Here is a 681-nt window from a genome sequence, read left to right as displayed (position 1 = left end):
AAATTGAGAAAAGAGGAAGGTAGATTTGAAAAGAAGACGCACTTTAATAGAGCTTCACAGAAAAAGCCCTATTAACAGCTATTGATATTAGAATGCAACTTTTTTATTGTTAAAATGTGTTCTGCCTATTGCTTTATTCTTCTTTCGTCGGAATGTTCTTCCAGGCATAATCTGAGATCTGCATCTGAGAGATTCCTTATATAGTATATCAAGTACAGATAAATCGAAAAGATTAGACAGGATTTTGGGAACTATTGTTTTGACACGTCCGATAATAAATGCTCGGTTTGCTTGGTATCGATATTTATTTGTATTTTTAGCGGTAATCTGAATTTCTTCATCAACTTGATTTTTAATAAGAGATGACAGGTTTGAAAGAAGTACGTTGATATAAAATTCTTGAAGCACTGAAGTGGTCGTTGCACCGGAAAATTCTTCAATAGCAAGGCGGCTTTTCAATTCCTTATATTTTGTTTCGACTGGCCAGCGATAGAAGTAAAGTTCGCGGAACATCTGTTGAGAAATATGTGAATCAAAAAGATTGGTGGCAAGATACTCTTTCGTTCCATCACTGAGAATAACTTCGATGACTCTTATCCTGATATCCTCAGTCCCGTCTTTTTCGTTGCCGGGAAGAACCGTGATTATGTCTCCAGAGCATTTCTTAGCAATGTTATAATT

At 35.7% G+C, this 681-nt stretch carries 1 pseudogene; it reads right to left on the bottom strand.

Annotated elements, in window-relative coordinates:
• Window positions 1-87: 87 nt before the first annotated feature.
• Window positions 88-681 (bottom strand): annotated as a pseudogene (locus tag LI162_RS15245) (IS4 family transposase); the annotation flags it as partial.

The sequence above is a fragment of the Mediterraneibacter sp. 210702-DFI.3.120 genome, assembly GCF_020561005.1.
Taxonomy (GTDB): domain Bacteria; phylum Bacillota; class Clostridia; order Lachnospirales; family Lachnospiraceae; genus Mediterraneibacter; species Mediterraneibacter faecis.
Note: the sequence above shows the minus strand (reverse complement) of the source record. Positions and strands in the feature narration are given on the sequence as shown.